The organism is Bacteroidota bacterium (genome assembly GCA_030706565.1).
GTDB lineage: Bacteria > Bacteroidota > Bacteroidia > Bacteroidales > JAUZOH01 > JAUZOH01.
On record JAUZOH010000273.1, the window covers coordinates 1 to 5,267 of the forward strand.

The window sequence follows — 5,267 nt, forward strand, 5'->3', positions numbered from 1 at the left end:
CCAGGGCAAACATCTTATTGATACGTTGTCCATTATTTCCAAGGGTTGCCTGTCCAACCTGGGTGCTATCCCAATGAACCGGCAAAAGATCAGCAGCAGCCCTGAAATCGGCGGCAGCCCTTAAAGCAGTCTGCCTGTAGTTAAGCCGGGGAATTTCCATTTCTTGTTCTGAAGACAATACTGTATCTATATAAGGTAATCCCCCATACCATTTCATCAGTTCGAAATAAAACCAGCCTCTGAAAAATAAGGCCTGCCCTTTGATGAGATCTTTTTCTTCCTGGGTACCATTCATCAAAGAAAGGTTTTCTAAAGCCATATTTGCTTTCCGGATTCCATACCAGGCAAGAGGCCAAACTCTTTTCGTACGGCTGTTTAAATCGGTAGTTGCCACACTGGTTCCGTACAGATATGCACCCTGGTTCCAGTAATTTCCCTGATCAAAGGGATAAATCGAATTATTAAGTGTTTCATCTGCAAAAAGATATTGATTCCATGCTCCGCATTTATTAGGATCAGCAATACAGCTGTATAATTCTTCAACAAACCCCTGATAACTTTTAAAGTTTCCGAATGCATCTTTTTCCGTAATTATTGCTTCAGGTGATTTATCCAAATATTTTTCACAGGAAACCAAAGTCAATAAAAAGAAAACTATTCCCAGGATGCTATGTAATTTGTTTTTCATATTTATGGTTTTCATCATAACGATTCATTAAAAATTAAGATCAACACCAAATGTAATACGCTTAACAGAGGGGTAAGTTCCCTGGCTTGCAGACCCTCCGGACCATGCTACTTCTCTGTCGTCAGGCAATTTAGACCAGAAGAAAAGGTTTTCACCGTTTAAATACATTCTCAAGGATGACAGGCTCATTTTCTTAACCCATTTATTGTCGAATGTATATCCTAGTTCTACCGTCTTCAGTCTCAGGTATGAACCATCATAAATATAATAGTTACCAATATTTTCCCCCGGAGTTTTCCATCTGGGCAGGAAGGAAGAAGCGTTTTCATTTGTTTTTGACCAGTAATCAGCGACATGGGCATATACCACATCCAGGCTACCTCCGGGGAAATTATCCATCGTAAAATTACGAGAGACATTGTTAACCCCATAAAATTGAAGCATCAAGCTAACACCCTTATATTCGCCTCCGATAGAAAAATTATAAGTATTCTGAGGTATTTCAGAATAACCGTAGGGTACGACATCGTATGAATTGATCACTCCATCACCGTTATAATCAAGCAGATTATAATAACCCGGAAGCTTATAATTATCATTATTTTCGGTAGGGACACTGGCAAAAACCTCATCCCAATTGTTATAAAAGCCTGTACTTACCTGTGTTTTTGTCTGCCCTATAGAGAAACCAGCAGCTTTCATATAATTATCAGCTAACGCTGGGTCATCTTTAAATATAATCTTATTTTGAGTGTGTGTCATTGAAACCGAAGACCAAAGATGCCATCCAGTATTCCAATGTTTATCAATCCTGATTTCAAATTCAAAACCATGGGATTTTACTTTTCCAAGATTGGACGCAGGCGGAGTAGTTCCATAAAATGGTGGGATACTTCTACCTCCTCCACTAATTAAAATATCATTTCTGTTCTCGGTAAAATAATCGTAAGTAACAGAAATCAAATCCTGGAACAATCCCATATCAAAACCGAAATTGTTTTTTTGGGATTTTTCCCAGTGAACATTTGGATTTCCTACTGCACTCTCACGGTAAAATGTATATGGACTGGCACTGTTTGTTAATTGTCCAAGTCTGGAATATCCTCCATAAGCCAATTGAGTTGCATATAACCAACGAGAGCTAGAAACATTATCATCACCGACCAAACCGGTACTTGCACGTAATTTAAGCCTGTTTATCTGATCAATTTTCCAGAACTTTTCATTGGATACATACCAGCCCAAAGCTAATGAGGGGAAAAATGCAAACCTATAGCCCGGACCAAATTGTTCAGAGCCATTGTAAGCACCATTCATTTCAAAAAAATAGGTTGTATTATAGTCATAAGTCACACGGCCAACCCAATCTTCACGATAATTTGGGAACATATTCCCTTTTGCATATTGTTCGCGTTTCATGACGCCCATCGCGGATACATTATGTTTTCCAAATTTCCGTGCATAATTAAGCTGGAATTGATAAATCATCTGTCTCATCACAGGAATTGTATTATCCCATAATGCAGAACCTATAACTTCTGAATTGATATTCCACGGAATATAAATCCAGTCAAACTGGTTTCTTCCGTTATATGGCCAGTACGAGGTATAAGCACTGGGGTCCTGATCAGGGCCGGTGTACAGGGCCGAATTTACAGTTTCCTCAGGGGTATTGCCATCGGCTCCACGAACATGATTATTCCCATCATATATACCACTCTGAGATTTTATCTGGTTATCATAAAACAAAGATGCTTTCGCACTTAAGCCCTTGGTGATAAAATCAAGTTTTTGATCCAAAGTATAATCCGAGTTTAATTCGGTAATATGGTTTGTTCTCACACCCAGGTTAAAAACAGCTGCTACAGGATTGGGTTTTCCATAACCATCATTCACCCCGAAACGGCCATCCGAATATTGAGGAAGGAACAAATCGGGAGGCATTGCATAAGCAGCAGCCCACATCCATTGGTCGGCGGAACCGGTACTCCCTTCATTGTTATAATTGGTATTCTTTTGGGCATAATATCCTGACAAATTCACTTTTAAATTCGTCGTTTTAGTAAGTTTAAAATCGAGGTTGCTTCTGAAATTAAAGCGGTCGAAGTCATAATTAGGATCGTAGCCCTTATAATTGTTATATTTTTTAAACATATCCCCTTCATGAAGGTAAGCCAGTGAACCGAAATAGCTGACTTTTTTTGTTCCGCCAGAGATATCCAAAGAGGCCCTGTGTGACATTCCTAATTTTTTGAATAAAGCATCCTGCCAGTTGACATTGGGATAAATCTCAGCATACTCTGCAGATTGCGGTTTTCTATATCGATCAATAATCTCATTAGGTACATAGTCACCCCAGGAGGGCTCATTTAATACTACTTCCCGTTCTATGGATTCGTCCTTGATTTTGAGGGCGTCATAAGAATCCATCATTTTCGGTAACTTCGACAACATCTTGGCAATGGCATCATAGCTGAAAGAAAGTCTCGGTTTACCTACAGTTCCTCTTTTGGTTGTAATCAGAATAACGCCGTTAGCACCTTCGACACCAAAAACGGCAGTTGCAGAAGCATCCTTTAATATGGAAATACTTTCCACTTCGTTTACGTCGAGGTTAGACATGTCCCTTGCAGCACCATCAACCAGGATTAAGGGTTGTCCGCCGTTCCAGGTATTCATACCCCGGATAAAAATATTGGTAGCACTTTCCCCACGGCCTGTTCCTCCGGGTTCTCCTGAAGATGTCAGAGTTACCAGGCCAGGCAGCTGGCCCGTCAACGCCTGTTTTAAATCGGTCACATGGCCCGATTTTTCCAGGTTTTCTTTGGATACCTGTGAAATAGATCCAACTACAGATTCCTTTTTCTGGGCACCGTACCCCACAACTACAACTTCCTGCAATTGTTTGGCTTTTTCTGCCAAAACCACATCCACCACAGAGGAAGCCTGAATCTGACGTTCTTCCGGCAAATAACCTACATACGAAAACCTTAATGTGGTATTTCCCTTACTTACGTTAATGGAATATTTCCCATCAAAGTCGGTCACCACACCCTGGGTAGTACCGACCACAATAACACTCACGCCTATAAGAGGCTGGCCATTTGAATCGGTCACCCTGCCCGAAACAGTCATCTGTTGAAGTTCCGAAGTCGCGCATTTCATATTACTGGCAAGTAAATCAGCGGGCCTTTCTTTAACAACAACCTGGCGGTCAACAATTTTATAAGAATTGTTGGACGATTCAAATACCCTATTTAACAACTCATTAATGGAGCAACGTTTAACGTTGACACTCACCTTTCGATTCAAATCCAAAGCATTTTTGTAATAAACAAAAATATAATTACTGGACTTTTCGACTTTATCAAATACTTGCTTAACTGTTGCATCATGCATCTTCATTGTAAAGCGTGCACTTTGCGAATAAGTCAAATTACTATTCGCCTGAACGTTTACTATCATAAAGGCAGATATTACGATAGACAGCTTCATAATATTAAAAAATTTGATGAATTTCCGCCCATACGGAATTTCAAATTCCTTTTTTTTCATAAATTTAGATCGTTTTAATTAAGTTTTGTTTTTCCAAAGCGATACTTGTTAAAGCAAAAGCCGGACAATATTGCGAGTATTGTCTGGCTTATTTTTTAGTGAGTCAAGTTTTTTTCATTAATACTCCTTTCTTTTTTGATGAGACATTAATTGTATGATTTTGTATATCCACTTTAATTGGTACCGTGGAGGCTATAACCTGCATAACCTGTTCTATATTGTTCTTCAAATCCAGTTTACCCGAAAGCTGAAAAGATTTTGCTTTTTCATCCGTAAACCTAATTTTACAATTGTAATACCTGGATAATTTTTCAAACACCTGCTCCAGTTTCTCGCAATCACACAATAACCATCCATCCTTCCAACTGATATACTGAAGTACATCCACATTTTGCAAATTAGCCCTATTGGTTTTTTCATTATAAGTAATCATCTGATTAGGCGACAACTTAATCTGACTGTCCAGGACTTTCGCCTTTACACTTCCTTTTACAAGCACAACACTGACCATTTTATCCTCCGGATAAGCGCATACGTTAAAACAGGTTCCCAAAACCTTCACATCCATTGCTGCAGTTTTTACAGTAAAAGGCCGTAAGGCATTATGACTTACCTCCAGATAGGCCTCCCCTTCGACATATATTTCACGCCTACGGGGGCCGAATTCAACCGGATAAATGGCACGGCTGCCTGAATTCAGCCAAAGTTTGGTCCCATCAGAGAAAAGAATACTTGACCTTTTGCCCCATGGCACAATGAGCTGGTTGAATTCTGATTGGCGGCTATCTTTTATCTTTTTCAAATAAATTTGGCGGGAATTGATTTTCAACCTTCCGTTGACACTATATCTTAACGCGGATTCAGTTTGATGAATGCTAATTTGAGAATTATCGGCAAGAATTAGTTTACACTCATTTGAAGCCTGAACTTTAGCTTTTATGTGTGCATAATTAATCTCCTGATTGAAATTTTGCTTTATATGAAAAAGTAAGAAACTACTAATCACCGCCACAAAGATACAGGC

The 5,267-nt window shown here is 39.3% G+C and carries 3 protein-coding genes; all 3 read right to left on the reverse strand.

The window, feature by feature from the left end:
• The coding region (locus tag Q8907_12350; protein MDP4275061.1) for a RagB/SusD family nutrient uptake outer membrane protein at positions 1 to 688 on the reverse strand (688 nt) is incomplete at its 3' end.
• 27 nt (positions 689 to 715) lie between these two features.
• Positions 716 to 4,153: a TonB-dependent receptor gene (locus Q8907_12355; protein ID MDP4275062.1), complete on the reverse strand. Its 3,438-nt coding sequence runs from the start codon at positions 4,151 to 4,153 to the stop codon at positions 716 to 718.
• A 193-nt stretch (positions 4,154 to 4,346) separates the two neighbouring features.
• The coding region (locus tag Q8907_12360) for a FecR domain-containing protein (protein ID MDP4275063.1) at positions 4,347 to 5,267 on the reverse strand (921 nt) is incomplete at its 5' end.